At 68.8% G+C, this 25816-nt stretch carries 23 protein-coding genes and 1 pseudogene; 5 read left to right on the top strand and 19 right to left on the bottom strand.

Going from position 1 to position 25816, the window contains the following annotated elements; genetic code table 11:
- Positions 1-26 precede the first annotated feature (26 nt).
- Positions 27-932 (top strand): LysR family transcriptional regulator, encoded by a 906-nt coding sequence (locus WJ35_RS20475; protein ID WP_069239864.1) that lies wholly within the window; start codon positions 27-29, stop codon positions 930-932.
- A 41-nt stretch (positions 933-973) separates the two neighbouring features.
- Here WJ35_RS20475 and WJ35_RS20480 read toward each other — a convergent pair whose 3' ends face one another.
- The 16 genes and pseudogenes from WJ35_RS20480 to WJ35_RS20550 all read right to left on the bottom strand — a co-directional run bounded on the left by WJ35_RS20480 (position 974) and on the right by WJ35_RS20550 (position 19801).
- Positions 974-2077, bottom strand: coding sequence for a J domain-containing protein (locus tag WJ35_RS20480; protein WP_069239865.1), 1104 nt, complete (start codon positions 2075-2077; stop codon positions 974-976).
- 135 nt (positions 2078-2212) lie between these two features.
- Entirely contained in the window at positions 2213-2527 is a 315-nt protein-coding gene (locus tag WJ35_RS20485; protein ID WP_069239866.1) for a DUF4148 domain-containing protein, read from the bottom strand.
- 90 nt (positions 2528-2617) lie between these two features.
- The gene (locus WJ35_RS20490; protein ID WP_014724326.1) at positions 2618-3580 is read right to left on the bottom strand and encodes a LysR family transcriptional regulator; all 963 of its coding nucleotides are present in this window, start codon (positions 3578-3580) and stop codon (positions 2618-2620) included.
- Between the two features lie 37 nt (positions 3581-3617).
- Positions 3618-3932 (bottom strand): hypothetical protein, encoded by a 315-nt coding sequence (locus tag WJ35_RS31855; RefSeq protein ID WP_034193718.1) that lies wholly within the window; start codon positions 3930-3932, stop codon positions 3618-3620.
- A gap of 387 nt (positions 3933-4319) precedes the next feature.
- Positions 4320-5357, bottom strand: a complete 1038-nt coding sequence (gene cynR, locus WJ35_RS20500; RefSeq protein WP_045578322.1) for a transcriptional regulator CynR — start codon at positions 5355-5357, stop codon at positions 4320-4322.
- Positions 5354-6766: an efflux transporter outer membrane subunit gene (locus tag WJ35_RS20505; protein ID WP_034193716.1), complete on the bottom strand. Its 1413-nt coding sequence runs from the start codon at positions 6764-6766 to the stop codon at positions 5354-5356. The genes cynR and WJ35_RS20505 overlap by 4 nt, the downstream gene beginning before the upstream one ends.
- On the bottom strand, positions 6760-7659 hold the full coding sequence (locus WJ35_RS20510; RefSeq protein ID WP_014724331.1) for an efflux RND transporter periplasmic adaptor subunit: 900 nt from the start codon (positions 7657-7659) through the stop codon (positions 6760-6762). Before WJ35_RS20510 ends, WJ35_RS20505 begins: the two co-directional genes overlap by 7 nt.
- A gap of 2 nt (positions 7660-7661) precedes the next feature.
- Positions 7662-7886 carry a DUF1656 domain-containing protein gene (locus WJ35_RS20515; RefSeq protein ID WP_011881228.1) on the bottom strand — a complete coding sequence of 75 codons (225 nt, stop codon included), beginning with the start codon at positions 7884-7886 and terminating at the stop codon, positions 7662-7664.
- Entirely contained in the window at positions 7883-9949 is a 2067-nt protein-coding gene (locus tag WJ35_RS20520; RefSeq protein WP_069239867.1) for an FUSC family protein, read from the bottom strand. Before WJ35_RS20520 ends, WJ35_RS20515 begins: the two co-directional genes overlap by 4 nt.
- Positions 9950-10426: 477 nt before the next feature.
- On the bottom strand, positions 10427-12802 hold the full coding sequence (locus WJ35_RS20525) for a DNA polymerase II (protein WP_069239868.1): 2376 nt from the start codon (positions 12800-12802) through the stop codon (positions 10427-10429).
- A 131-nt stretch (positions 12803-12933) separates the two neighbouring features.
- Positions 12934-14526: an ATP-binding protein gene (locus WJ35_RS20530; protein ID WP_069239869.1), complete on the bottom strand. Its 1593-nt coding sequence runs from the start codon at positions 14524-14526 to the stop codon at positions 12934-12936.
- 235 nt (positions 14527-14761) lie between these two features.
- Positions 14762-16408, bottom strand: a complete 1647-nt coding sequence (locus WJ35_RS20535; RefSeq protein ID WP_080484399.1) for an EAL domain-containing protein — start codon at positions 16406-16408, stop codon at positions 14762-14764.
- A 445-nt stretch (positions 16409-16853) separates the two neighbouring features.
- Entirely contained in the window at positions 16854-17144 is a 291-nt protein-coding gene (locus WJ35_RS20540) for a hypothetical protein (RefSeq protein ID WP_011881233.1), read from the bottom strand.
- A 97-nt stretch (positions 17145-17241) separates the two neighbouring features.
- Positions 17242-17414 (bottom strand): annotated as a pseudogene (locus WJ35_RS32305) (histidine-type phosphatase); the annotation flags it as partial.
- A gap of 276 nt (positions 17415-17690) precedes the next feature.
- On the bottom strand, positions 17691-18125 hold the full coding sequence (locus WJ35_RS20545; protein ID WP_011881235.1) for a hypothetical protein: 435 nt from the start codon (positions 18123-18125) through the stop codon (positions 17691-17693).
- Positions 18126-18442: 317 nt separating this feature from the next.
- On the bottom strand, positions 18443-19801 hold the full coding sequence (locus tag WJ35_RS20550) for an NAD(P)/FAD-dependent oxidoreductase (protein ID WP_069239871.1): 1359 nt from the start codon (positions 19799-19801) through the stop codon (positions 18443-18445).
- Between the two features lie 100 nt (positions 19802-19901).
- Between WJ35_RS20550 and WJ35_RS20555 the strand changes: the two genes are divergently transcribed.
- The gene (locus WJ35_RS20555; RefSeq protein ID WP_069239872.1) at positions 19902-20864 is read left to right on the top strand and encodes a LysR family transcriptional regulator; all 963 of its coding nucleotides are present in this window, start codon (positions 19902-19904) and stop codon (positions 20862-20864) included.
- A gap of 49 nt (positions 20865-20913) precedes the next feature.
- On the opposite strand, the gene WJ35_RS30580 is transcribed toward WJ35_RS20555, so the two are convergent.
- Positions 20914-21111, bottom strand: coding sequence for a hypothetical protein (locus WJ35_RS30580; RefSeq protein ID WP_059622495.1), 198 nt, complete (start codon positions 21109-21111; stop codon positions 20914-20916).
- Between the two features lie 192 nt (positions 21112-21303).
- On the opposite strand from WJ35_RS30580, the gene WJ35_RS20560 reads away from it, so the two are divergent.
- Together WJ35_RS20560 and WJ35_RS20565 are read left to right on the top strand one after the other, a co-directional pair.
- Positions 21304-22179, top strand: a complete 876-nt coding sequence (locus WJ35_RS20560) for an AraC family transcriptional regulator (RefSeq protein ID WP_069239873.1) — start codon at positions 21304-21306, stop codon at positions 22177-22179.
- Positions 22180-22402: 223 nt separating this feature from the next.
- A complete protein-coding gene (locus WJ35_RS20565; protein ID WP_069240588.1) occupies positions 22403-23290 on the top strand; it encodes an NAD(P)H-binding protein in 888 nt (295 codons plus the stop codon).
- A 32-nt stretch (positions 23291-23322) separates the two neighbouring features.
- Here the strand turns inward: WJ35_RS20565 and WJ35_RS20570 are convergent, their stop codons facing one another.
- Entirely contained in the window at positions 23323-24525 is a 1203-nt protein-coding gene (locus WJ35_RS20570) for a benzoate/H(+) symporter BenE family transporter (protein ID WP_034193707.1), read from the bottom strand.
- Positions 24526-24572: 47 nt separating this feature from the next.
- Between WJ35_RS20570 and WJ35_RS31460 the strand changes: the two genes are divergently transcribed.
- Positions 24573-24794 (top strand): hypothetical protein, encoded by a 222-nt coding sequence (locus tag WJ35_RS31460; RefSeq protein WP_124259667.1) that lies wholly within the window; start codon positions 24573-24575, stop codon positions 24792-24794.
- Here WJ35_RS31460 and WJ35_RS20575 read toward each other — a convergent pair.
- Complete coding sequence (locus WJ35_RS20575) at positions 24784-25809, bottom strand: fatty acid desaturase (protein WP_069239874.1); 1026 nt, start codon at positions 25807-25809, stop codon at positions 24784-24786. The two genes, WJ35_RS31460 and WJ35_RS20575, sit on opposite strands and share 11 nt — an antisense overlap.
- Positions 25810-25816: the final 7 nt, after the last annotated feature.

Below are 25816 nucleotides of genomic sequence, written 5' to 3' on the forward strand. Positions count from 1 at the left end.
TAAGATGCCGGCAAGGAGATCCGGCGATGCGCCTTTCGAAGATTGACCTGAACCTGTTCGTCGTATTCGAGGCGATCTACGACAAGCGCAACCTGACGCGCGCGGCCGAGGTGCTGAGCATCACGCAGCCGGCCGTCAGCAATGCGCTCGCACGGATGCGCAAGTCGCTGAACGACCCGCTGTTCGTGAGCACGCCGGCGGGCATGAAGCCGACGCCGATGGCCGAGAACATCATCGGCCGCGTGCGCGAGGCGCTGCAGCTGCTCGACTCCAGCGTGCACGAGGGCGACGTGTTCGATCCCGCGTCGTCCGCGCGCGTGTTCCGGCTGAGCATGAGCGACCTGACCGAGGCGCTGGTGCTGCCGGCGCTCGGCGAGCTGCTGCAGCAGCAGGCGCCCGGCATGCACGTGCACAGCTACTACACCGATCGGCGCGAGGTGGCGACCGCGCTCGCGAACGGCTCCGTCGACATCGCGGTCGACGCGCCGCTGATCGACGATCCGTACCTGCACCAGGCCCAGGTCGAACGCGACCGCTACGCATGCATGATCCGCCACGATCATCCGTTCAAGGGCAAGGTGCTGACGCTGGACGATTACCTGGCGATGGGGCACATCCACGTGTCGAGCCGCCGCACCGGCGCCGGCCACGTCGACGCGGAGCTCGCGCGCCTCGGGCGGCGCCGCAACATCCAGATGCGCGTGCAGCACTACATGGTCGCGCCGCTGATCGCGATGCGCGGCGATCTCGTGCTGACGGCGCCGGTCCGGCTGCTGCGCCGCTATCCGGCGCGCATTCTCGAGCTGCCGTTCGAGGTGCCCGACCTCGAATACTGCTGCTACTGGCATCGCAGTGCCGACCAGGATCAGGGCAGCCGATGGTTGCGCGAGCAGCTGATGACGCTGATGGGCGGGATCGGCGAGCCGCAGTGATGCATCGCAGTGACGTGCCGCAGTGATGTGCGCGCCGCTTGCTAACGGTCTTCGTCGAAGCGCGCCGATGCGGGGCGGCGCTTCATCTCCTTCAGCCAGCGCCGGACGTTGTCCGGATCCTCGAACTCGCGCAGCGTGACGGTCAGGTCCTGAATGCTGCGCTGCATGCCGGCGATGTCACGCGCGAGCAGGCGCACCACGGTGTCGGGCGCGATCTTCACGGACGGCGCGATGCCGTAGGTTCGGCGGAAATCGTTCTCCACGTGTTCGATCTCGCGGTCGAGCTCGCGCAGCTGCTCGTCGAGGATGCCGTTGTAGCGCGTCAGCCGCGCTTCGCCGAGGCCGGCGATCGCATGCCGGTCGATCTGTTCGATCTCAAGCTGAAGCTCCAGCAGCTGCAGCAGGTTGCGCTTCGCATAGGCGTGGTTGACCCGCTGCATCAGCGCGGTCTTGCGTTCCTGGTCGTGCGGATCGGTGGCGCGATCGGGATGCAGCGCGCTGGCCAGCTTGCGGTAGATCTCGCGGATCGACTTGCTCGATTCGGCCTGCTCCGCTTCGGCGCGCGCCTGCGCGGCTGTCTGCTTCGGCGTCTTCCTGCGCTTCGCGCGCTGCGCCTCGCGTGCCGCGTGCGCGGCCATGTCGCGCTCGAACTGCGCGTCGAGCTCGGCTTGGAGCCGTTGCGCCAGTTCGTCGGGTGACAGGGCATCGAGATCGTCTGCCGCGTCGGCGCCGGGCGCGGGCTGCGGATCGGCCGCTGCGCTGCCGGCCGGCCCGCTTGCATGATGGCGATCGTAGACGCGCTGCAGCGCCGCGTCGTCGGCGGCGTCGAGCACGTCGCGGGCCATGTCCGCGATCAGGTCGGACAGCGTGCGCTGCTCGGCCTTGCTGAGTCCGCTACGCAGGAACGCGTCGTCGAGCAGATGAATCAGCCGCGTGCGCAGCGCCGCCGATTCGCGTTCGAGCGGCAGCAGCGCGTCCACGAACTTCTTCTGGAACGCCGGCGTGACGGCGTCCCACGCCGCGAGGCGCTCGCGCCGCTTGTCGATGCGCTCGACGAGCGTGTTGAAGGTCTTCTGGGCGTCGGACAGGCGGGCTGTCTCGTGACCGGGCGCGATCGCAATCGCGGCACCGCGGCGTGCGGTCATGATGTGGGGTCCTCCGGCCGCGGCGGGACGCGCGGCAGGCCGGTATTTTAGCTGGACGCGAGAGGCCGCTGTGCGGCGGTGTGCCCGCGCATGCGTCGATCTTCACGCGCGCACTGCGCATCGGCACCCCACACCTCATCGGTTCGCTGCCGCGACGGCCGCTGCGCCCGACGACGTGCGCGGTGCGCCGCCCGAGCCGTAGGCCGCTTCGCCGCTGCGGTGTTCGGCGGCGCGCTTCTCCTCGAGGCGCGCCTGCGCGGCGACGATGCCTTCCGGGTAGTTGTCGGCGTCGCCGGCGGATGGATCGTAGCCGACCGATTCGAGGTCGAGCAATTCCTGGCGAACCTGTGCACGGGTGAGCGGCGACTGCGCATACGATGCGCGCGGTGCGGCGAGCAGGACGGTCGCGGCCGCGCAGAGCGTCGCGAAGGTGACGATGATGGATTTCATGATTTCCTCGGAGGGTTTCGCTGCGGTTCGTCGCGCACGCGGCGGGCCGCAGCGACGAAACGAATCGATACGCGTGGAACGCAACGCACGTCACGCGGCGGCGGCCGTCGCCACGGTCATGTCCGGTCGCGCCGCCACCGCGCGCAGCATGCTGACCGACGGCAGCCTGAAGCGCTCGGCGGCGAGATCGACGAACGCGCGCACCTTGCCCGGCAGGAACTCGCGGCCGGGATACACGAGCGACACGGCGACGCCGTCGCTGACGAGTCGGTAATCGGCGAGCACGCGTTTCAGCGCGCCGCTGCGCAGATCGCTCGCCACCGCGAATTCGGGCAGCAGCGCGATACCGCCGCCCGCAAGCGCGAGCTGACGCTGCATCAGCGCGCTGTTCACTGTGACGCGCGGCTCGACGTGGAGCGCGTCCACGGTGCCGTCCGGGGCAACCCACCGGCACGTCTTCGCGCCTGTCGCGACGCCGACGATCCGGTGCGCGGCGAGGTCGGCGGGCTGCTGCGGCGCGGTCATGGCGAGCAGGTAGCCGGGCGATGCGACCGCGACGAGCGGCGCATGGGCCAGCGCGCGCGACACGACCGAGAGCGACGAGATCATCGTATCGGCGACGATCCCGCAGTCGAAGCCACCGCCGAGCAGATCGACTTCCGACTCGGTCAGCGTGATGTGCAGCGACACCTCGGGATGGCGCGACTGGTACTCGGCAAACAGCGCGGCCAGCTCCGGCGACATCAAGCTGTGCAGCACGACGACGTTCAGATCGCCGCCGATCCGGCTCGATTCCTGCGTCGCGCGCGACTCGATCTCGGACAGGTCGGCGAGCAGCGAGCGGCAGCCTTGCGCATAGCGGACGCCGACTTCGGTGAGCACCGTCTTGCGCGTCGAGCGTTGCAACAGCTTCACGCCGAGGTGCGATTCGAGATCGCCGACATAGCGCGTCACGAGCGACGGCGACAGGTTCAGCTGGTGAGCGGCATGGGAGAAGTGATGCGTGTCGGCAACCTTGAGAAAGACCCGCATCGCACTGAACAGATGATTCACGACGATTCCTGTTGGAAGGGGCGGTGGCGGCGGCGGATCAGCTGCCGAAGTAGACGTTGCAGAAGCTCGCCGGGCCGATGCAGCCGGCCTCAGGTGCATTCGGTGCATCGGGCGTGCGGGTCGGGGCGACGCGCACCGGTGCGGCGACGGCCTTCGTTGCGGTGGCGCCGTGTGCGCATGCGTCATCGCCTGCATGCGCGGCGGCGACCGCTACGACAGAGGCGATGCTGCTCGATTGCTGCTGCGAGGCGGGCGCCGCCGGTTGCTGTTGCGCGGACGCGGGTGCGGTGACCGTGATGCCGCAAAGCGCGATGAAGGTGGCGAGAACGGAAAGGGAAGCGGACCGGGACATTCAGGATTCCAATTAGACCAAATGGGTTTTACACGCGTTCGATTCGGGACGTGGGCATCGCCGACGCAGGCCGTCGATGGCCGGGAGCGTGTCAGATTCTTCTTGTCGAGTGTGTCGGCGTGCTACGGAAGGATCGTGCGACATGGGCGCCGGGCCCGTCGACGCCGCTATTCGGCGCGACCGATTCACATCGAATCGATGAGGGGAGAATGATGGAAAACCCTGAGCGTGTCCAAGGCGTATTTCCGATGCGGTCGATAAGGCGGATCGATCGTTGATCGATGCATGCGCAACGAAACGACGACGCAAGAAACGACCGCCGCATCCGCGATGCGGCGGTCGATCGATCTGGCGATTGCGGTGGAGATTGCGGCGGCGCCGCCGCCGTCAGCCCTGCTCGCGCGCCGTCAGCGTACGCAGCGACGACAGGCTGCCATGGTCGAGCATCTCGCGCACCAGCTCCGCGAATGCCGTCGACGCGACCGTGCGATACGCGCCCTTGCGGCGCAGCAGTGCGACGGTGCGCACCGGGAACGGCGGGTCGAGCGGCACGTATTGCAGATCGCGATGCTCGAACTCGATCGTGCCGGGCAGGATCGTCGCGATCTTGCCGCGGCTCACGATCTTCAGCACGGCGCTGATCGAATTGGCCTGCAATGCGACGTCGGGCTGCATGTCGTACGACTGGAAATAGCTGTCGACGTAGAAGCGCGACACGAAGCTCGTCGTCAGCAGTGCGAGCGGCGTATCGGCGAGCTGCGTCGGCGTGACGGGCTCGCGTTGCGCGGTCAGCGCATGCGTGCGGCCGACCACCAGCATCAGCTGTTCGGGAAACAGCGCTTCGGCCTCGATTTCGTCGGAGCGCACATCGACGAAGCCGAACGCGAGGTCGACCTGGTCGTCGCCGAGTGCGGTCTCGACCGCATCGAGCGACATCTCGGTGATCTCGATCACGATGCCCGGATAGCGTTCGTGGAACTGCTCGATCACCGGCGCGACGAGGTATTCGGTGAAGGTCGGCGTGAAGCCGATCCGTAGTTGCCCGCGCGACAGGTCGTGCACGTCGTGCAGCGCGCGTTGCGCGGTGACCAGATCGTTGTGCGCGCGGCGCACGTATTCGAGGTACACGCTGCCGAAGTCGGTGAGCTGTACCACGCGGCCGCTGCGATCGAACAGTTGCGCGCCGAGCTCGTCCTCGAGCTGGCGCACCTTCTGCGACAGCGCCGACTGCGACACGCTCAGCGCTTCGGCGGCGCGCGTGAAATTGCGATGCTCGTCGATCGCCAGCAAATAACTGATGTTGCGAAGCAGCGGGCTGCGTTGTGTGAACTTCATCTTGCGCGGATTGATTCGCGAGTCGCGTGGGGCGGGCATCCCGCCATTATGCGCCGGCCGCGCGAGCATCGGATCGTCGACGGTGCTCATTGCCAGCCGCCTCCGAGCGCGAGGAAGGTCGCGATCTGGTCGTCGTTCACCTGCTGCCGTGCCGCGGCGACGGCCGTTTCGGCCGCGAGCCACGTGCGCCGCGCATCGAGCGCGACGAGGCCGCCGACCCGGCCGCCATGGCGCAGTTCGTCGGTACGCTCCATCACGTCGCGCGCGGCGTCGCGCGCTGCCTGCAGACGTTGCAGGCGTTCGAGCGCGGCGGCGTACGTGTTCAGCGACGTCTCCGTTTCGCGCAACGCCGTGAGCACCGTCGCATCGAAATGCGCGAGGCTCGCGCGGCTGTCGGCGCGGGCCGCGTCGATGCGGTCGCGGATCGCGCTGCGATGCAGATCCCAGGTCACCATCGGCCCGACCGCGAAGCGGTTCGTCAACGGCGTGAGGAACGCGGCCGCGCCGCCGGTCGAGCCGATGCTCGCGCCGAGCTTGATGTCCGGATACAGCGCCGCGGTTTCGACGCCGATGCGCGCGGTCGACGCGGCAAGCCGGCGCTCGGCCGCGCGCACGTCCGGACGGCGCGCGAGCAGCGCGCGGCCGTCGCCGGACGGAATCGGCGCGGCCAGTTCGAGCGGCTTGCGGCACGACAGCAGCGCGCGATCGTAGTTCTCCGGCGGCTCGCCCATCAGCGTCGCGAGCCGGAACGCCGCATTCAGCCGGCGCGCCTGCAGCGGCGCGAGCGCCGCGCGGCTGTCGTCGATCGCACCGCTGTCGCGCTGCGCTTCGAAGCTCGGCGCGCGGCCGTTAGCGATCAACTGGCGCGTCAACGCGAGGCGCTGCTGCTGCAGCGCGATCGCCCGCTGCAGCACGTCGATCCGGTTTCCGGCATTGCACAGGTCCGAATACGCGCGCGCGACTTCGGCGGCGACGTTCACGCGCACCAGATCGCGCGCGGCGGCGACGGCCTCGTGGTCGGCGGACGCCGCCTCGATCCCGCGCCGGATGCCGCCGAACAGATCGAGGTCGTAGCTCATCGTGAAGCCGATGTTGTAGATCTCGTGCCGCGGCGGCTCGACGTGCGACAGCACCGCTGCGGCGGATTGCTGCGTGTAGTTCGTCGACGCGTCGAAGCCCGCGCTCGGCTCGCGCGCCGTGCGCGCCGCCGCGAGCAGCGCGCTGCTGCGCTCGAGGTTCGCCTGCGCGGCGCGCAGATCGACGTTGCTCGCGAGCGCCCGCTCGATCAGCGCGTCGAGCGCCGGATCGTCGTACAGCCGCCACCAGCGAGCGGGCAACGGCGCATTCGACGCGGCCGTTGCACCCGCAACGAACGCGCCGCTGGCGGCCGGCGCGTTCGCGAGCGCGGCAGGCGGCACGCGATAGTCCGGGCCGACCTCCGCGCAGGCGGCGAGCGCGAGGCCGAGCGCGGCGATCCACGCTTTGCGCACGCTCACCATGGCAGGCTCCGGCGCACCGTGACGTCGCCGGCGCGTGCGTGAATCTCGACCGACGCGGTCTGCCCCGGCACGAGCCGCACGCCGGGCGGCACCGAATCGATCGCGATGCGCACCGGGATGCGCTGCGCGAGCCGCACCCACGTGAACGCCGGGTTCACGTTCGCGAGCTGCGCGTCGCCTCCCGCGCGCTCGCGGTCCTCGACGCCGCCCGCGACGCTCTGCACGTGGCCGCGAATCTCGCTCGCGACGCCCATCAGATAGATGCTGGCCGGATCGCCGACGTGAATCGCGGGCAGCTTGGTTTCCTCGAAGTAGCCTTCCACGCGCAGCGACGTGTCGTTGACCAACGCCATCGCGCCCTTGCCGGCGCTCAGGTACACGCCGGGCAGCAGCCCGACGTTGGTCACGGTGCCGTCGACCGGTGCGCGCACGAGCGTCCGTTCGAGGTTCAGCGCCGCGAGGTCGCGCGCGGAATGCGCCTGCGCGAGCGCCGCGCGCAGCTTCTCGACGCGCGTCGCGCCCTGTTGCGCCGACTCCTCGGCCACCACGTCGGGCATCGCGCGATTGCGGCGGTCTTCGCGGATCGCCTCGTCGAGTTCGGCCTGCTCGCTCGCGAGGTTCGCATCGGCCTGTTCGAGCGCGATCCGGTAGCGGGACGGATCGATCACCAGCAGCACCTGGCCCTTCGTCACTTTCTGGTTGTCGTGCACGCGCACGTCGGTGACGAGGCCGCTCACGTCGGGCGCGATCGGCACCACGTCGGCGCGCACCTTGCCGTCGCGCGTGAGCGGCTCGATCTGGTAACGCACCCATAGTCCGTAGATCGCGGCGACGATGCCGGCGAGGATGGCGGCCGTCAGCACGGTACGCAGCAGCGGAATGATTCGCTTCATGTTCAGGAGAGGAGTCGATGCGGGAGACAGGCGTCGGCAATGCGGGCGATACCCCACCACAGCGCGAAGAAGGCGGCCAGTTCGAGCAGTGCGGGCTGCCACAGCAGCAGGTGCAGGCGCAGCCGCACCAGCATCCCGCGCAGCATGAACGTGACGCCGAGCGCGACGACGGCCCAGGCGAGCGCGGATGGCATGTAGATGCCGAAAATGTGGATCTCTTCGATCATCGCGTCGTTCCTTCGACGAGTTGAACATGCGGAAACAGGTTGCAGCGCATGCCGACCAGCGCGAGCAGCGTGGCGTCGTCGCGGCCGGCGGGGTCGCGCGCGACGGCCGCGATCGCGCGATTCAGCGCGCGCATCAGCGTTGCGTCGGCTGCAATCGGATGGCGGGCGTCGGCGCGCGCGCGATACAGGTTCGACACCTGCGCGAGCGCGGCCTCGATTGCCGGGCGCGTATTCGCGTCGCCTCGATCGAGCCCCTCGCGCGCCTGGATGATGTTGCGGCCGATGCGCAGGTCGCTCAGCCCGTCGACCGCGTGCAACGCGTCGTCCGGATCGGCGAACGCCATGCGTGTTGCGACCTGACCGAGCCGGTCGATCGCGCGCGCCGTCCACGTGGCCGCATCGAGCGGCCGGCGCGGGTCGGCCATCTGCGCGAGATCGGCCCAGTTCTGGCGCACGATCCGGTATGCGGTCCAGCGCGTGCTGGCCGAGCGGAACAGTTTGCTCACGACCAGCGTCGTGGCGATGCCGCCGACCTGCGCGAGCCCCGTGTTGAGGAACAGCGCGAAGTCGGCCTGGAAACGATCGAGAAAGCCCATGGCGACGATGAAGCAGGAGAACATCGGAAACGCGCGCGCGGTGCGTGCGGGATCGGCCTGGATGTAGCCCATCCAGACGAGCGCCGGCGCGAGCGTCAGGATCAGCATCCCGGCGCCGTCGACCCGCGGCAGGATCACGAACAGGTACAGCGCGGCGAGCGGAAACGTGACGAGCGTCGACACGAGGTAGCGGCTGATCATCGGCGCCGGATCGTCCTGCGCCGCGAACGAGCAGGTGACGAGCGCGGCGAAGGCGGCGGTCGCGGACCCGTTCGGCCAGGCGAGGAGAATCCACACCGCGCAGTAGATGACGATCGCGGTGGCCGTCGCCGCGCCGGCGAGCAGCGCGAGCCCGTGATCGCGCGCGAGCGCGAAGCGGCGCGTGGCGTCCGCGGGCGTCAGGTGGCGCGCGAGCTCGGCGTCGCTTGCGGCGAAGCTGCGCACCAGCGTGCGCGCCGCGTGCAGCGTGTCGATGAAATCGGCGGTGCGGTCGAACAGGCTCGCGGCGAGCAGCGACGTCCACGTCGAATCGTGCAGCCGCTCGGCGGCAAGGGCGCGGCAGCGCGCGGCGAGGCCGGCGTCGAGCGCGTCGCCGACCTCCTGCGACGCGTGCAGGTCGGCGATCACCGCGTCGACGAGCGCGGCGGTGTCCGCATCGACCGCGTTCAGCGCGCGCAGCTGGTCGAGCCGGTTCGCCGCGGCCGACGCGATCGACAGCAGCGCGGCAAGGCGGTGCTGCAATGCGGTGACGGTGTCGCGCGTCGCGAGCGCGAAGCGCTGATCGAACGGCAGCGCCGTCGCGATGATGCCGAGCTCCGTCACATCGGCGGCGAGCTTGCGGCGATGCGCGTGTTCGAGGCGCGCGTGGCGGGTGCCGAACGCCTCGGCGGTCCAGCGGCATGCATCGCCGAGAAACGACAGCGCGCGTTCGTGAATCACCGGCCGGTTGTTCGCGGGCTTCACGACGCGGTGCGCGATCGTCACGCACAGGATCGCGACCGACATTTCCTCGACGCGCGACACGGCGGTGATGAAGATGTTGGTCGGATCGTCGAGATACGGAAAGCAGATCACGGCCGAGCTGAACGCCGCCATTTGGAACAGGAACGCGCGCGGCGTGCGATCGAGCACCGCGAGATAGATGCAGAAGCCGATCCACAGCGCGAGGCACAGCACCAGCAGCGCCGGCGAGTTCTGCAGATTGGGTGCGACCGCAACGGTGACGATCGCGCCGGTCGCGATGCCGGCCACGCGATAGATGGTCTTCGGTCGGAACGTGCCGGCCATCGGCTGTGCGGTCACGTATACCGTGAGCAGCGCCCACCACGGGCGCGGAAAGCTGACGGCGAACGAGATCAGCAGCACGAGCGCGGCCGCGACGAAGGTGGTGACCGAGAACAGCAGCTTTCTCGGATCGATGGAGAAGGGGGCGCGCGGCCGTAGCGGCGCGACGGTGGCTTGCGACACGTCGGTTTCCTCGGGCGAGACGGGGGAGTAGTGTTTGCTGCGGGCGCGTTACGGCGCCGGAGGCGGCGTGCCGCACGTCATGTCGTGCGGCACCGGTGGGCAGCATGCGTCGCGGCGGACGGAAACGGAGCGTGCGCGAACGCGGCGGCGCACGCAGGGATGGTTCGTTGGAGGCATTTCAAGCACGGCGAGCGCGCCTTTTCCTTGTTATTCAAGCGTGTGGCGATACGCGGTCGTTCAGCGCGGCGCCACGAAAACGCATTGCGAAGGATCAGGGTTTCATTCGATTGCGATGGACGAAATTGTGCGCTGCGGCGTGCGCGCCGTCCAAGTCGGATTTCCGACCGGGTCGATCGGTTTTACTTATCGCTCGATGCACGCGGCCGTCGGAATGCCGATCGGCACACGGCGGATACAGGCGAGGCGGTTGCACGCGCAACCGTATGAAGGAACGGCCGCTCGCGCAGCCGCGCGACGTCAGAACAATTGCCCCTGGCCGGAGATCACGCGTTCGAAATCGTCGCGCAGGAACGGCAGGATCGCATCGGCGACCGGCTGAAGCTGGCGGCTCAGATAGAACGCGTAGTCGATCGGCGAGCGCATCGTTTCGAGCGGCTCCGGGCCGGCCGTCGTCATCACGTAGCTGATCCAGCCGCCGCGCTGGTATTGCAGCGGCCGGCCATGCGCGTCGTTGAACGCGTCGGCGATGCGCGCCGCGCGCACGTGCGGCGGCACGTTGCGCTGGTATTCGCGCAGCGGCCGGCGCACGCGCTTGCGATAGACCAGCAGTTCGTCGAGCTCGCCGGCCAGCGTGCGGCGGACAGTGTCGCGAATGAAGTCCTGATACGGCTCCCGCCTGAAGACGAGCCGGTACAGTTCCCGCTGGAACTGCTGCGCGAGCGGCGTCCAGTCGGTCCGCACCGTCTCGAGGCCCTTGAACACGACGTCCTCGCTGCCGTCCGGCGCGACCGCGAGGCCGGCGTAGCGCTTCTTGCTGCCTTCCTGCGCGCCGCGCACGGTCGGCATCAGGAAGCGGCGGTAGTGCCGCTCGTACTGCAATTCCAGCGCGCTCTCCAGCCCGAAGCGCTCGCGCAGGTGCGTCGTCCACCAGCGATTCACGTGCTCGACGATCGCGCGCCCGGTGCGCGCGGCCGCGTCGTCGTCGTGCGGCTGGCCGAGCCAGACGAACGTCGAATCGGTGTCGCCATAGATCACTTCGTAGCCCTGAGATTCGATCAGCGCACGCGTGCGGTGCATGATCTCGTGGCCGCGCATCGTGATCGACGACGCGAGCCGCGGATCGAAGAACCGGCAGCCGGTGGAGCCGAGCACGCCGTAGAACGCGTTCATGATGATCTTCAGCGCCTGCGACAGCGGCGCGTTGCGCTGGCGCTTCGCGACGTCGCGGCCTTCCCACACGCGCCGCACGATGTCGGGCAGGCAATGCCGCGTGCGCGAGAAGCGCGCGCCGAGGAAGCCGGGCACGGACGCGTCGTCGCCGGGCCGGGCGAGGCCCTCGATCAGCCCGACGGGATCGATCAGGAACGTGCGGATGATCGACGGGTACAGGCTCTTGTAGTCGAGCACGAGCACCGAATCGTAGAGGCCCGGCCGCGAATCCATCACGAAGCCGCCGGGGCTCGTCTGCCCGGTCACGTCGCCGAGGTTCGGCGCGACGTAGCCGAGCCGGTGCATGCGCGGCATGTACAGGTGCGTGAAGGCCGCGACCGAGCCGCCGGTGCGATCGGCGGCGAGGCCGGTGACGGTCGCGCGCTCGAGCATGAACGACAGCAGGTCCGCCTTCTCGAAGATGCGCGTGACGAGCTCGCAATCCTTCAGGTTGTAGCGCGCGAGCGCGGGCTTGTCGTGATCGAAGCGGCGCTGGATTTCATCCATCCGCTGATACGGGTTGTCGATCGCCTTGCCCTCGCCGAGCAGCGATTGCGCGACGTATTCGAGGCTGAACGACGGGAAGGTCCAGGTGGCGGATTTCAGCGCGTCGATGCCGTCGATCAGCAGTCGCCCGGCCGCCGCGGCGAAGAAATGGTCGGGCTGCTGGCTGTGCGCGCGCCAGTCGAGCACGCCGCCGCCGCGGCCGAGTTTCAGCGCGACGCCGTACTGCTGCGCGTGCGCGTGCAGCACGCGCAGGTCGAACTGGATCAGGTTCCAGCCGATCACCGCATCGGGATCGTGCTCGGCGAACCAGTCGTTCAGCCGCGCGAGCAGCGCGGGCCGGTCGTCGCAGTAGTCGAGCCGGAAGTCGAGGTCGCCCGGATTGCCCGCATCGCCGTTGGGCGGGCCGAGCATGAACACCTGCCGTTGGCCGCAGCCTTCCAGCGCGATCGAATAGAGTTCGCCGTGCGCGCTGGTCTCGATGTCGAGCGACACGCAGCGCAGCGCGGGACGATAGTCGTTCGCGGCTTTCAGCTCACCGTCGGACACCGCGCCGTCGCCGGCCGGCGTGCCGCGGAACCGGACCGGCGCGGTGATGAAGCGCTCCATCATGTAGCGCTCGGGCGGCAGCACGTCCGCTTCGTAGACGTCGACGCCGGCCTGGGCCAGCCGCTTCTGCAGGCCGGCCAGATGGCGATAGCGGCGGCAATAGAGGCCGACGACCGGACGCTGCCGGAAGTCGCGCAGCGCGAGCGGGCGCAGTTCGGCGCCGGTTTCGCCGGCCAGCACGCGCGCGGCCGGCTCCTGCTGTTCGGCCGGGATGAACGCGACGGCTTCCTGCGGGCGCAGCCGCACCTGGCGCGGACCGCGTTCGGTTGCCAGCCAGAACTCGATTTCGACGCCGGTTGCGGTGTCCCGCCAGTGGCGGGTGAGGATGAAACCCTGCTCGAATTCCGTCAAAACGCGCGCTCGTCGTTGGTGCCCAGGCGGCGGATTTTAGCGCTTGCGCGTGCCGGCCGCCGCGCGTGCGTCGATGGCGTCAGGCGGCGCGGGCGGGCCGCGCGTTGCGCGTGCCGCATCGAGCAGCGTGCTCAACCTTGGCCGTGGCGCTGCGCAGCGGCGTCGACGCGCGCGAGCAACGCATCGAGCGCCTCGATCGGAATCGGCTTCGCGAAATGGTCGTCGAAGCCGGCGTCGGCGGTTTCCTTGCGATCGGACGAGCGCACGTGCCCCGACAGCGCGACACGGAATGCATCGGGCGCGATGCGCGTCGCGTTCAGTTCACGCAGCAGCTCGAAGCCGTTGACGTCGGGCATGCTCAGGTCGATCAGCATCAGCTGCGGTGCGAAGTCGCGCGCGAGCGATACCGCATCGCGTGCGTGGTAGGCGACACGCGCCGTGTGGCCCTTGATTTGCAGCAGGACGGCGAGGGTGTCGGCTGCCTCGCGATTGTCGTCGACGACCAGGATGCGCAGCGGGCGCGTCGTGAGCGGTGCCGGTGCGACGCGCGCCGGCTCGACGCGTTCGGCCGGCTGCGCGAGCGGCAGCCGCACGGTAAACGACGAACCCTTGCCGATGCCGGCGCTGTCGGCGGTGATGCTGCCGCCGTGCAGGCCGACGAATTTGCGGCAGATCGCGAGGCCGAGACCGAGCCCGCCGGCCGCAAGGCGGCCCGCGCTGCTGTCCTGTTCGAACAGCTCGAAGATCGACTCCTGCGCGCCGGGGACGATGCCGATCCCGCGATCGACGACGTCGATCGCGACCACGCTCGCCTCGGTGCGCACGTGGACTTCGATGTGCTCGCCGTTCGGCGAATACTTCGATGCGTTGTCGAGCAGGTTGTACAGCACCTGCACGAGCCGCACGTCGTCGCCGCGCACGATCACCGGCGCGGGTGGCAGGCGCACGACGATGCGCTGTCCGCGTGCATCGACCTTCGGCTGGATGCTCTGCACGCTGCGATAGACGATGTCGCGCACGTTCAGTGGCGCTTGCTGCAGATCCACCTTGTCGGTCTTGATGCGGCCGATGTCGAGCAGATCGTCGACGAGCCGCACGAGCTGGCCGATCTGCCGCTCGGCGATGTCCTTGCATTGCGTGAGCGCGGGGCCAAGCCCGGCCGCCGGCAGGCTGTGAAGGATGCCGATCGTGTGCTGCAGCGGTGCGAGCTGGTTGCGCAACTCGTGCGCGAGTGTCGCGATGAACACGTCGAGCCGCCGCGTGGCCGTTTCCAGTTCCTCGACGCGCTTGCGCTCGGTCATGTCGCGCGTGATCTTGATGAAGCCGCGTAGTGTGTTCGACTCGTCGCGCACGGCCGTGATCGTCACGCTGGCCCAGAAGCGCGAACCGTCCTTGCGGACGCGCCAGCTTTCGTCCTGGAAGTGCCCGGACGCGACCGCGGTTTCGAGCGCCTGAGCCGGGCGGCCGGCGGCGATCGCGTCGGGCGGATAGAAGCGCGAGAAATGGCGGCCGACGATCTCGTCCTCGCGGTAGCCCTTGATGCGCTCCGCGCCCGCGTTCCACGTCGCGACGTTGCCGTGCGTGTCGAGCATGAACACCGCATAGTCGGTGATCGACGAGACGACCGTCTGGAACCGGAACTCCGCGTAGCGGTGGAGCAGCGGCTGATCGTGCGCGACCGGCTCGCGGTTCGAAGGGATGGGCGGCGGATGGTCTGGCGTCATCGGGATACTCGTTCTGCGTGGCGGTTGCGCCGCGTGCTCGGTCGCGGTGCGGTGGGTTCGTCGCTGGCTGGGCCGCGATGGGGATTGGTGCTCGCTTCGGCGTTGGCGTTGATGCTCGCGTGGGCGTTTGCAGCAGCACCAGCACCAGCACCAGCACCAGCACCAGCACCAGCACCGCGGCCCGTCGGCGCCGCCTCGCGACGGCGCCCGCACGCGGGCGCGCGACGCGGCGCGCTCAGGCCGGCATCGCCGCGAAATCGCGCTTCAAATTCTCCGGGTCTTGCGGCCGGTGATACAGAAAGCCCTGCGCATATTGCACGCCGACGGCGCGTAGTGCGCGATGCTGCTCCTCCGTCTCCACGCCCTCGGCGATGACGGTCACGTCGTAATGGCGCGCCAGCGCCGCGATGCCCTCGATCAGCCTGGCGTTGCCGGTCGTCAGCTGCGAGATGAACTGGCGATCGATCTTCACGTAGTCGAACGGAAAGCGCGACAGCAGGTCGAGATTGCTGTGATGCGTGCCGAAATCGTCGATCGCGAACTTCGCGCCCGTCGCGCGCAGCGCGGCGAACATCTCCGTCGTGCGTGCATTCTTCTCGAGCAGGACGCGCTCGGTGACTTCGAGCACCAGCGTGCATCCCGGCGGCAGCCGGCGAATCGCCTCGGCGACGAGGGCGACGAAGCGCGGCCGTTCGAGGTCCTGCGGCGCGATGTTGATCGCGATGCGCAGCGGCGTCGACGGCGCCAGGTCGGCCAGTTCCGACACGGCCGTGCGCAGCACGAATTCGGTGATCTTCGGCAGGATCGAGCTCGACTCGACCTCGGGGACGAATGCCGCCGGACCGATGGCCCCCCATTTGGGATGCTGCCAGCGCAGCAGCGCCTCGACGCCGACCGTTCGGCGCGTCTCGACGTCGACGATCGGCTGGTAGACGACGTGAAGCTCGCCGCGCTTGAGCGCGTGGCGGACCGCCTTCAGCAGCAGCCGGCGCGGCGCCATCGCCAGCAGGTACGCGGCCGCGACGAGACCGTTCACGAGCAGCGCGATCGTCAGGCAGACGAGCCGATAGCGCCGATACACCTGCGAGACGTACGGTTGCGACGCCGCGACCGACACCGTGAACGGCCACGCGCTCGACGTGATCGCGCTGCCCGCCGGCGCGGCCGCCGGGTGCGGCGGCATGAAGCGGCCGCGCTGATCGAGGCCGCCCCAGCCCGCGACCGACAGCGTGGCCGTCGCCGCGCCGAAGCGCGCGCCGTACGCGAGCATGTCGGCCACATAGTCGCCTTCGATCAGGTACAGCACGCCCGAGCCCGGCGTTGCCGCCCGCACGACCGCGAGCACCGGCACGCCGCGCTGAAACGGCGTCTGCTCCAGCAGCGCGAGCGTCGTGCCGGCCGACGCCGGCGTGCGCGTGTAAACGTCGAGCGGAACATCGACCGGGCCGAGCGCGGACGAGCAGGTGACGCGGCCGCCGTTGACCAGTCCGACCGCACGGAGGTAGCGCAGGCGCGTGGCCACTTCGGCGAGCGTTCTGGACACGCTGGCGCAGGGCCGGCCGATCAGCGCGTCGAGTTCGCCGGGATGCCGTGAGCGCACGCCGTCGAGGATATGGTCGATCGAGATCGCGATATCGGTCGCGACCGTGCGCTCGTGGCGCGTGACCGAGTCGCGCGCCATGCGGTCGGCCATGACGAGCGCGAGGACGAGCACGACGATGCAGGCGAGGAGGGCAATCGGCAACACGATGTGCTGCGCGGCGTCGGCGCGATGGAATACCGGCTTCGCGCCCGGCGTGGACGCGGACGTTCGTCGGGTCGCGCTCGTTGTTGTCCGTATGGGCATGCTCGTCGAACCGGTCGATGAATGGGCGCGAAGCATTCGCCGTGCCTGGCCGGAGCGCGGCGGTCCGCGCCGGTAGCGGGACGTCAGTCGATTCTACGCTCGCGACACACGCGAAGCGATAACGATGCGGGGACACGGGTTCGACGCGGCTCTCCATAACATACATCGATTATGCATATATATTGATGGCGCGTAAAAAAACCCGGCCGCATCGAATGCGGCCGGGCGGAACCCACCTTCTCTTGGCACGAGGACGGTGTGCGGCAAGTATACGATGGATCCCTCAATTGTTGATCGTAGTTTGTTAATTGAATGCTGTGTCGTAGATTAACGTGTGATCGTAAATATTCGTGGGACGGCGCATACGTTGCCATCAGCCGCCTATCTCGTATGAACGTCGGTTATCTGGGTGATACCGCGGCCAATCCGGGAACGCCGCGTTATGGCGCGCTGTAGGCCGAAGCGTCCGGCGCGCCGGGATTCAGAAATCGTCGCGCATCCGGTGCAACAGGGCGCGAGGCGATTGACGCGTGTCCACGGCGGTGAGCACGTCGGTGACGAACCACGGCAGGTTCAGCTGCGTGTCGGAATCGCCGACGCATACGCGGATCGGCGGCCGATTCGAAGGCTGACGCACGCTGGAGGACGGCACGCAGTTCTTCTGCTGCGGCGGAACCTGCGCGGTGGGGATGTTGGCGCTCGCGTCGGCGTATGCGGGCGAGCTGGCGGCAACGAGCACGAGCAGGATGGCGAGCGGGGCGGTGTGGTTCATGTCACTTTCTCCGACGATGCTCGTTCGACCTCGCGGTGTCGGCGGAGTTTCGGCGCGGCCGCTGGCTGTTCGCATGCGGTTCCGCGTTGGACCGTAGCCGCGCGTGCGGCGTTGCCATGAAAGCGTTCTTCAGGCCCATGACGGATGCGAATGGGAGCGCAGCGTTGCGGCGCGTATCGGGCCGCCGAGTGCGATTGCATCGACCACGTTGAAGAAATCGTCATGCAGCCGCTTTGTCATCCGGTACGTGACAGGCTCCGCGTCGCGGACGTTCAGCCTTTCCGATGACGGCGACCGTTCACCGCGTCGACCGCCGCAGCGATCTTCGTCTTGGTGTCACAACCTTCTGTGTATCGGTGAACCGGCGCCGTTGCGCGACGAGCGAGACGATGCACGCACCGTCCCGCCTCGGGAAGAAATCGATCAAGCCGGCGAATGTCGCAGCCGACTTTGACGGCAAAAATGCCAGCGCGTCGTCAGACGATGATCGGCATGGCGCGCCATCGCGCCCGACCAGCCGAGTGTATCCGTATGAACGCGCGCGGTTCAGTGCACGCTTGCCGATGCGAGCGCGTGCATCGTATCGGTGACGCGCATGCATCGCGACAGGCCGAAGATCTCGGCTTCGCGGCGCTCCGGCTCGCTGCTGGCGACGCCCACCGCGCATTCGGGCGGTACGCCGAGCGCTTGCAGCGCGACGTCGAACGGATGGCGGTTCGCTGCGGCATCCTGCTGATCGGCGTCGGTCACGACGACCGCGAAGCGGTCGAGGGTCGCGCGGCCGAACTGCCCCTCGAACATGTCGCTGAGGCGGGCGGCCGGCAGCGTCGTGACGAGGCCGAGCCGATAGCCTTGCTCGGATGCGCTGTCGAGCCACTGGATGATGGCGTCGCGCTGGTTGCGTGCTTCGTGCGAATCGGGTGTCGCTTCGATCTGCGCGAATGCAGCATCGAGTCGGGTGACGATGGCTTCGATGACCACGGTGATTCCTCTCCTGACACGTGACGATCCGTTCGCGGACGGGAATGCTCGACACCTTAGCGTCGATCCGGAATATGCGACCAATTAATATTTATATCCGACCCATACGATTCGACTAATGAATGGCATCGCGGGCCATGACTGGTGCGGAAGTGCGCGATGCAGCACGACACGCAGGTTCGGCATCGGCGCGACGGCCTTCGCCCGATGCACCAAACATGCGCAGCCGATCGCTGCACCACGGCCGTGCGCCGCAGCGGGCCGCGTATCGCGTGGTGCGCGCGATACGCGGTGTTGCGGCACCGTGCAAGCCGCGCTCAGTGCAGCTTGATCGACGGCTGGTTGCGACGCTGCAGCCAATGGCCGAACGCCTGGAGCAGCGCGCGCGTCACGCCGTGCACGCTGAACAGGTGCTTGCGATACAGAAACCGGTACAGCCCGGTCGCGGCGAGACCGTCGACGATCAGCGAGCGCGAGCGCATGCCGAGCTCCGCCTGATAGACCGCGCCGGCGTGGCCGAGCGACACGACGGTGCCGGCGTCGCGGAACGTGAAGCCGGCCACCGGCTTGCCGGACAGCCGCCGCGCGAACGCCTGGCTCAGGTACACGGCCTGCTGGTGCGCGACCTGCGCGCGCGGCGGCAGGAAGCCGTGCGCGCCGGCGGACGGGCAGGCCGCGCAATCGCCGAACGCGAACACGTGCGGATCGTCCGGCGTCTGCAGCGTGTCGGTCACGATCACCTGGTTCGCATTGTTGAGCGCAAGGTCGCCAATCGTCCGCAGCATTGCGGGGCCGGCCACGCCGGCGGCCCAGATCGTGATGTCGCTCGCGAGCCGCTCGCCGGTCGCGGTCGTGACCGCGTCGGCATCGACTTGCGCGACGCGCGTATCCGTCAGCACGTCGACGCTCAGCGTGCGCAACTGCGCATGCATGCGCGCCGACAGCCGCTCGTCGAGCACCGGCAGCACGCGCGGGCCGCCTTCGATCAGCCGGATGCGGACGTCGCGCGTGGACACCAGCGCCTTGAAGCGATACGTCGTCAGTTGCTGGACCGCGTGACGCAGCGCCGCGGCCAGTTCCACGCCGGTCGCGCCCGCGCCGATCACGTTGATGCAGACGGGCGTCGCGCGCCGGTCCGGCTGCCGTTCCGCCAGATGGTTGGCCTTCGCGCACGCGGCGAGGAACTTGCGGCGAAAATCCTCGGCCTGCTCGACGTTTTCGAGCGGGAGCGCATGGCGGGACGCGCCCGGCACGTTGAAGAAGTTCGTCACGCTGCCGACCGCGAGCACCAGGTCGTCGTAGTGCACGTCCCGCGGCGGCAGGATTTCCGAGCCGTCGCCGTCGCGCACGGCGCCGATCGTCGCGACGCGCCGCGCACGGTCCACGCGCTGCAGCTCGCCCTGGACGAACTGAAAGCCGTGCCGCTTCGCCTGCGCCGCGTATTCGATCGTGTGGCTCGCCGGGTCGCGATGCCCGGAGGCCGCTTCATGCAGCAGCGGCTTCCAGAAATGCGTCGGAGAACGATCGACGAGCACGACGTCCGCCAGGCCGCGCTGCCCGACGGCGTCGCCGAGGCGCGTCGCCAGTTGCAGGCCGCCGGCGCCGCCGCCGACGATCACGATGCGCGGAACGCGCGTCGCGCGATCCGTTGCTGGGGGGAAGAGGGGCGTGGCCATGAGAGGCTCCTCGTTGTTGTCGATACGGATGACAGATTTCGAGATACGACGATATAGTTCGGCATCCGCTCAGACAATTTAATGTTTATCGCCGACCCATATGTATTCGCTTATAGGAAAGACCGCGACGTTCCGGCAGCTGAAGGCGCTGGACATGATCGCGCGGCTGGGCAGCGTGTCTCGCGCCGCGCAGGAGCTGAACCTGACGCAGCCGGCCGTGTCGCTGCAGATCCGGCTGCTGGAGGAGGCGGTCGGCGCGTCGGTGCTGCAGCGGGTGGGGCGCGGCGTGCAATTGACCGCGGCGGGCGAGATCGTCGCGCGCTATGCGCGCGAGATCCTGCATCTGTGGAGCGAGGCGGGCGACGAGGTGGCGGCGCTGACCGGCGAGCTCGGCGGCACGCTGCGGATCGGCGCGATCACGACGGCCGAGTACCTGATCCCGCCGCTGCTCGTCAAGTTCACGGCGACGCGTCCGCACGTGAAGACGTATTTCAAGGTCGGCAACCGCGACGACATCATCCGCATGCTCGCCACGCATGAAATCGATCTCGCGGTGATGGGGAGCCCGCCGAAGGAGCTGCGCACCCACGCGGTCGAGTTCGCGAAGCATCCGATGGTGTTCGTCGCTGCGCCGGGACATCCGCTGATGCAGCGCAAGCGCGTGTCGCTGAAGGATCTCGAATCGGCGCACCTGCTGGTGCGCGAGCGCGGCGCCGGCACCCGCACGACCGTGGAGAGCCTGTTCAAGTCGTCAGGGTTCAAGTTTCATGTGGGCTCCGAACTGTCGAGCAACGAGGCGATCAAGCAGATGGCCGAGGCCGGGCTCGGCGTCGCGTTCCTGTCGCTGCATGCGTGCGCGCTCGAATTGCGCACGGGGCTGTTGGGCCAGCTGCCGTATCCCGGCAACCCGATCGAGCGAGAATGGGTCGTGGTGACGCTGGCCGACCGGCGGATCTCGCAGGTGACCGGGCTGTTCCGCGATTTCCTGATCAAGCAGGGCGCGCCCGTCATCGACGGCGCGACAGTGGCGCCGCACGAGCGGCGGCGGAAGCAGGCGATGTGAGTGGGTGATGCAAGCGGCCCGATACGGGCCGTGCCGTGCGGCGCCGCCGTCAGACGATGCCGAAGTCGTCGTTGCTGTCGGGAATCGACGCGAGCAGTCGCTCGAGCCGGTGCCAGCCGATCACGCGCAGGCAGCGTTCGGCAAGGGTCGGGCTGTGGTCGCGCGACGCGCCAAGCGCACGCAGGCGCACTGCGCGGGACGATGAAGTGGCGGCAAACGCCGCATGCGGCGGGCATGAACGGGGCATCTCGGTCTCCGTAGGTGTCGGATTCGCCCATCGTAGGCGGCGCGGCTGCGATTGGCGCGCACGCAAGGATTGGCCCGAGCAGAAACGGATGATCTTTTCCGACGCGACGTCGAAGTGACCGCGCAGGCCCGGCAAGCGCGCCGAAAAGGCGTCACAATGCGCGATCTGTATCCGCTTCGGTGGAGGGAAATCATGAGCGATCCGATTCTCGCCGCGCCACCCGACGAAGGCGTCCCCATCACGCTGCGCTCCAGCCGGGGGCTCGGATGGTGCGGCTTCGGCGCGGCGCTGCTGGGCATCCGCGCGGGCACCCACCGGATTCCGGCGGCCGACCATCACCGGGTCGGCGTGCACGTCGGCGCGCCCGTGCGCGCGCACTGCGTGTGCGACGGGAGCCGGTCCGCGCGCATCCAGGCGCACGGCGACGCCGACGTGATCCCGGCCGGGCTGCCCGGCCAGTGGACCGACGACGGCGACTGCCGGATCCTGCGCATTTCGATCAGCGACACGTTCGCGCGCGCGACCTTCGACCAGCTCGAACTCAAGCCGTCGCAGGCGCAGATCCGCCGCCGCATGCAGGTGCGCGACCCGCGCCTGCAGCACATCGCGTGGGCGCTGTCCGCCGAGCTGGAAGCGGACGACGCATCGGACCCGCTCTACGCGGAAAGCCTGTGCACGGCGCTGGTCGCGCGGCTGGCCGACAGCCGTCCGGCGCTACGCGAGCGCACGCCCATGCTGACGCCGAAGGCGGCGTCGCGCGTGATCGACTACATCGAGGGCAACCTCGAGCGGCGGCTGACGCTGTCCGAACTCGCCGCGCTGGCGGCGATCAGCGTGCCGCATTTCAAGGTGCTGTTTCGCGAGACGCTCGGCATGCCCGTGCATCAGTACGTCGTGCAGCGCCGCGTCGAGCGCGCGAAGGCGCTGCTGCTCGAAGGCCGGCTCAGCATCAGCCAGGTCGCGCTCGAAGCGGGATTCGCGCACCAGAGCCACATGGCGAACTGGATGAACCGCCTGCTCGGCGCGACGCCGACCGAAATTGCGCGCGCGGGGGGAAGGGCGGGCTGACGCGGGCTTAGGAGGTTGATGGCGGTAAGGGCAGCGTGAATGGCAACGCCAACCTGACAGCGCGCCTCCGATAACATCCACCGAGCCGCAGCTCACGCCGTCCACCCGCGCGCGCCCCGACCATCGCGTCATCCATTCCTGCTCGCTTCATCCATCCGTGCGCGCCATCCGAGTCGCGCACCGCGACAATCACCGCAACGTCATCCCCCAACAGGAGCGAATCGTGTTCGTGATCTTCGGCGCAACAGGCAATGTCGGTTTGTCGGCCGTCACGGCCCTGCGCAGCGCAGGCCATCCGGTTCGCGCCGTCCTGCGCGACGCAAGCCGGTGCGAGCGCTTCGTGCAACTCGGCTGCGAGGTGGCGATCGCCGACCTGACCGACGAGCGGTCGGTCGCCGCGGCGCTCGACGGCGCGCACGGCGTGCAGATGCTGTGTCCGGTGCCCGCCGCCGAGCGCGACCCGGCCGCGTCGATGGAGCGGATCATCGACGTCGTGACCGGCGCGCTCGTCGCCGCTGCGCCGCCGGCGCTGCTCGCGTTGTCGGATTACGGCGCGGAGCGTGACGGCAACACGGGCATCACGCGGCTCTTTCATCGGCTCGAAGCGGCGTTCAAGACGATCCCGACGCAGCTCACGCTGCTGCGCTCGGCCGAACACCTGCAGAACTGGGCGCGGGTCATGCCGGTCGCGCTGGCGACGGGCGTCCTGCCGAGCCTGCACCATCCGGTCGACAAGGTGTTTCCGACGGTCTGGGCGCAAGACGTGGGCATCGCGGCCGCGCGGCTGCTGACCGAGCCGGCCGCGGCGCGTACGGCGTTGCGCATCGTCAGCATCGAGGGGCCGCGGCGCGTGAACGTGCGCGACATCGCCCATGCGCTCGCCGAACGTGTCGGCCGCGCGATCGTCGCGCAGGAGCTGCCGCGCGACGCATGGACCGCTACGCTGTTGCGCGCCGGTCTCAGCGAACTTCATGCAAAGCTGATCGTCGATCTCTACGACGCGCACAACGCAGGACAGATCGACGTCGAGGCCGGCGTGTCGGAGCGCGTCTACGGCGCAACGTCACCGGAGCAGGCGATCGCGGCGCTGCTGCGCGAGCACACGCGCTGAGCCGACGTCTGCGCCGATGCGCGCGCGTCGCGTCACGCGTGGCGGCGCACCCGGCTTGACGCCGCATACGCGGCCGACCCGATCACGATGCCCCAGAACGCGGACCCGAGCCCCAGCCACGTCATCCCCGATGCGGTCGCGAGGAACGTGATCACCGACGCGTCGCGGTGCGCGTCGTCCTCGAAGATCCCGTGCACGTTCGCGCCGATCGCACCGATCAGCGCGAGCCCCGCGAGGATCGCGACGAACGCCTTCGGCAGCGCGAAGAACAGCGTGACGATCGTCCCCGCGAAGATCCCGCCGATCAGATAGATCACCCCGTTCGCGATGCCCGCGACATAGCGGCGGTCCGGATCCTCGTGCGCATCCTTGCCGGTGCACAGCGCCGCGGTGATCGCCGCGACGACGATCGTGATCCCGCCGAAGCAGGCGACGACGAGCGACATCACGCCGGTCGCGGCGATGATCGGCCGGGCGCTGGTGTGGTAGCCCGAGACGCGCAGGATCGTCATCCCCGGCAGGAACTGGCCGGTGAGACTGACGACGACCAGCGGCAACGCGAGGCTGAGCGTGGTGCCGAGCGTCCATTCCGGCGCGATGAACACGGGCCGCGTGATGCTCGGCGATACGTTGCCGATGTGCGCGATCCCCAGCAGCGTCGCGAGCGCGGCGCCCGTCAGCAGCACCAGCACGATGCTGTAGCGCGGCAGCAGGCGCCTGAAAATCACGTACGCGCCGATCATCCCGAAGCCGAGCACCGGCTGCGCGGTCGCGGCCGAGAACGCATGCATGCCGAACGGCAGCAGGATGCCGGCCATCATCCCGCACGCGATGCCGCGCGGAATATGGCGGACCAGACGGTCGAAACCGCCGCTCACGCCGATCGCCAGCATGATCGCCGCGGCCGTCAGGTAGGCGCCGACGGCCTGGTTCAGCGACAGTTGCGGAAACAGGCCGACGAGCAGCGCGGTGCCGGGCGCCGACCACGCGGTGATCACCGGCACCTTCAGCTTCCAGCTAGCGAACAGGCCCGACACGCCCGCGCCGATCGAAATCGCCCAGACCCACGACGCGACCATCTCGTTCGATACGTGCGCGGCCTGCGATGCCTGGAACAGGATCGCGAGCGGACCCGCATAGGAAATCAGCACCGCCAGAAAGCCCGCGGTGATCGCGGACACCGACCAGTCGTTGCCGATCGAGCGGACCGCGCCGGGTGAGGAGTTGGGTTGCATCGTCGTTCGGAGAGGGCGGCGCGCGGCCGCGGGCGGAGGCGGAGCGAATGATCGTGGGCGGCTCCGGACGAGCCGTCATTCTGGCCATTGCCGACGCAATTGGCAATTCGGCGGTAGAGCGCCGCATTGCGCTGGCGTCGGCGTTTCGTAAGGAATGCGCAGGGGGCGTGGACGGCGCGCCGTTGCGCGCAACGGCCGCCGCAACGGGCGGCTTCGCGACGCGACCGACGCGCTACGCGCTCGCGCGCATGACGTGCGTCAGGTACTGATCCGGAGATACCCGTCGACCACGGCGACCGTCGCGCCGCAGCCTGTGGACAGCGATGCGGTGCCGCGCTCGAACGGATGCACCGGCGCATCGGTCGGCCGCCACGCGTAGCGCGCGAGCAATGCCCGGTAGCCGCCGCGGATCACGAAGCCGCCGCACTTGTCCGCATACGCGTCGCGCCGCATCCGGTACGCGCGCGGCAGGTCGTACCAAGGCAGCTTCGGGAGGTCGTGATGCACGAGGTGGTAGTTGTTGTTCAGGTACAGGAGCCGCATCGCGAAGCCGGCCTCGTTGATCGCGATGCGCGCCTTCGGATCGCGGGCGGCGCGATGCTCGTACAGCGAGCGGATCATCGCGAGCGAGTGCGCGGGCCACGTGACCGCGAGCAGGTAGTACCACCAGGGCACGCCGATCGCGAGCTGCAGCCACGCGAGCAGCGCGACGACGCACGCGACGTGCGCGGTCCACATCGGCAGATAGCGCAGGTCGCCGCGCCGGAACGCCGCGAACGACGCGGCGAACATCGCGGCGACGCTCGCCGGCGGGCCGACCACGAGCCGCCCGATGAAGGTCTTGCGTGCGACCCACAGCGCGCGGCGCCAGCGCGGCAGCGCTGCCCATTGCCGGGGCGACAGGTAGTTCGTTTCCGGATCGACGCCGGGCACGGTGAGGTCTTCGTCGCGATGATGGTCGAGATGCGTATCGCGATACAGCGTGTACGGATACCAGACCGACAGCGGCGGATAGCCGAGCAGTTGGTTCACGCGCGCCGAGCGCGTCGGATGGCCGTGCAGCAGCTCATGCTGCAGCGACAGGTGCCACGCGCACAGCAGGATCAGCGGCGGCGTTGCGGCGGCGAGCGGCAACGCGCCCGCGCGCACGAGCAGCAGTACGGCGAGCCAGCCGCCGTAGATGACGGCGATCAGAAGCCAGGTCGGCCATTCGGTGCGCGCCGTGAAGCGGGCGTCGAGCGCCGCGATCGCGCGTGCGTGATCGACGTCGAAGTATTCAGCCATGGTGTGA

Origin of the sequence: Burkholderia ubonensis (assembly GCF_001718695.1) — a bacterium.
GTDB classification, from domain to species: domain Bacteria; phylum Pseudomonadota; class Gammaproteobacteria; order Burkholderiales; family Burkholderiaceae; genus Burkholderia; species Burkholderia ubonensis_B.

What these genes read in the sequence shown, in the direction of transcription:
- WJ35_RS20570 (WP_034193707.1), bottom strand. Translation starts at nt 24,525, where the DNA reads ATGCAACCCAACTCCTCACCCGGCGCGGTCCGCTCGATCGGCAACGAC.
- WJ35_RS20530 (WP_069239869.1), bottom strand. Translation starts at nt 14,526, where the DNA reads ATGACGCCAGACCATCCGCCGCCCATCCCTTCGAACCGCGAGCCGGTC.
- WJ35_RS20485 (WP_069239866.1), bottom strand. Translation starts at nt 2,527, where the DNA reads ATGAAATCCATCATCGTCACCTTCGCGACGCTCTGCGCGGCCGCGACC.
- WJ35_RS20510 (WP_014724331.1), bottom strand. Translation starts at nt 7,659, where the DNA reads ATGAAGCGAATCATTCCGCTGCTGCGTACCGTGCTGACGGCCGCCATC.
- WJ35_RS20575 (WP_069239874.1), bottom strand. Translation starts at nt 25,809, where the DNA reads ATGGCTGAATACTTCGACGTCGATCACGCACGCGCGATCGCGGCGCTC.
- WJ35_RS20550 (WP_069239871.1), bottom strand. Translation starts at nt 19,801, where the DNA reads ATGGCCACGCCCCTCTTCCCCCCAGCAACGGATCGCGCGACGCGCGTT.
- WJ35_RS20555 (WP_069239872.1), top strand. Translation starts at nt 19,902, where the DNA reads ATGTATTCGCTTATAGGAAAGACCGCGACGTTCCGGCAGCTGAAGGCG.
- WJ35_RS20515 (WP_011881228.1), bottom strand. Translation starts at nt 7,886, where the DNA reads ATGATCGAAGAGATCCACATTTTCGGCATCTACATGCCATCCGCGCTC.
- WJ35_RS31855 (WP_034193718.1), bottom strand. Translation starts at nt 3,932, where the DNA reads ATGTCCCGGTCCGCTTCCCTTTCCGTTCTCGCCACCTTCATCGCGCTT.
- WJ35_RS30580 (WP_059622495.1), bottom strand. Translation starts at nt 21,111, where the DNA reads ATGCCCCGTTCATGCCCGCCGCATGCGGCGTTTGCCGCCACTTCATCG.
- WJ35_RS20475 (WP_069239864.1), top strand. Translation starts at nt 27, where the DNA reads ATGCGCCTTTCGAAGATTGACCTGAACCTGTTCGTCGTATTCGAGGCG.
- WJ35_RS31460 (WP_124259667.1), top strand. Translation starts at nt 24,573, where the DNA reads ATGATCGTGGGCGGCTCCGGACGAGCCGTCATTCTGGCCATTGCCGAC.
- WJ35_RS20505 (WP_034193716.1), bottom strand. Translation starts at nt 6,766, where the DNA reads ATGGTGAGCGTGCGCAAAGCGTGGATCGCCGCGCTCGGCCTCGCGCTC.
- WJ35_RS20540 (WP_011881233.1), bottom strand. Translation starts at nt 17,144, where the DNA reads ATGAACCACACCGCCCCGCTCGCCATCCTGCTCGTGCTCGTTGCCGCC.
- cynR (WP_045578322.1), bottom strand. Translation starts at nt 5,357, where the DNA reads ATGAGCACCGTCGACGATCCGATGCTCGCGCGGCCGGCGCATAATGGC.
- WJ35_RS20535 (WP_080484399.1), bottom strand. Translation starts at nt 16,408, where the DNA reads ATGCTTCGCGCCCATTCATCGACCGGTTCGACGAGCATGCCCATACGG.
- WJ35_RS20480 (WP_069239865.1), bottom strand. Translation starts at nt 2,077, where the DNA reads ATGACCGCACGCCGCGGTGCCGCGATTGCGATCGCGCCCGGTCACGAG.
- WJ35_RS20560 (WP_069239873.1), top strand. Translation starts at nt 21,304, where the DNA reads ATGAGCGATCCGATTCTCGCCGCGCCACCCGACGAAGGCGTCCCCATC.